The organism is Enterobacter sp. PL_is514 (assembly GCF_055816715.1).
The window spans coordinates 1-1,082 of sequence record NZ_JBVPGN010000003.1 but is presented as its reverse complement, the minus strand read 5'-3'; the positions used below and the strand labels follow the sequence as shown (position 1 = coordinate 1,082).

Below are 1,082 nucleotides of genomic sequence, written 5' to 3'. Positions count from 1 at the left end.
CTGCTGACGTCCCGCTATATTAACGGCAAGATTACCCGCGTGGCGGTCAGCGCCGTTGAGCTGACGGGCACCCGCTATGCGGTGTACCAGCTGACGGTGGAGCCTGACCTGTGGCCGATGAAGCGCGACCGTAACCTGCGTATTTTCCAGGGGCAGACGGTGCCGCAGATTGTGAAAACCCTGCTCGGCGAGCATCAGGTCAACGTTGAGGATAAACTCACCGGCAGCTACCGGGTGTGGGACTACTGCGTGCAGTATCAGGAGTCGAGCCTGGACTTCATCAGCCGCCTGATGGAGCTGGAGGGGATTGCGTATCACTTCCGCCATGAAGCGGACAAGCACACCCTGGTGCTCACCGACGCCGCCACGCAGTACCAGCCGTTCAGCGGCTATGAGGTCATTCCGTACCACCAGACGCCGTCAGGCGGCAGTACGGACGAAGAGGGCATCAGCCAGTGGGCGCTGGAGGACAGCGTGACGCCGGGGATTTACAGCCTCGACGACTATGACTTCCGCAAGCCGAACGCGTGGCTGTTCCAGGCCCAGCAGAACCCGGCGTCGCCGAAGCCGGGCAGCATTGACGTGTACGACTGGCCGGGTCGCTTTGTGGACAAGGGGCACGGGGAGTTCTATGCCCGTATCCGTCAGGAGCGCTGGCAGGTGGAGCACCAGCAGATTCAGGCCACCGCGACGGCGGCGGGGATTGCGCCGGGGCACACCTTCACCTTAACCAACGCGCCGTTCTTCAGCGACAACGGTGAGTATCTGGTGACGGCGGCGGGTTACCACCTCGAAGAGAACCGCTATGCCAGCGGCGAGGGGGAGACCATTCACCGGACCGATTTCACGGTCATCCCGTCGGCGGTGGTGTACCGTCCGGCGCAGAGCACGGCGTGGCCGCGCACCTACGGCCCGCAGACGGCGAAAGTGGTGGGGCCGAACGGGGAGAGTATCTGGACGGACAAATACGGTCGGGTGAAGGTGAAGTTCCACTGGGACCGTCTGGCGAAGGGCGATGACACCAGCTCCTGCTGGGTGCGCGTGTCGAGCGCGTGGGCGGGCCAGGGCTACGGCGGGGTGCA

General features: G+C 64.1%; 1 protein-coding gene. It reads left to right on the top strand.

Annotation, left to right across the window (positions count from 1 at the left end; all coding sequences use genetic code 11):
• A partial coding sequence (locus AC0TNG_RS00035; RefSeq protein WP_473723520.1) for a type VI secretion system Vgr family protein occupies positions 1 to 1,082 on the top strand: 1,082 nt, incomplete at both ends.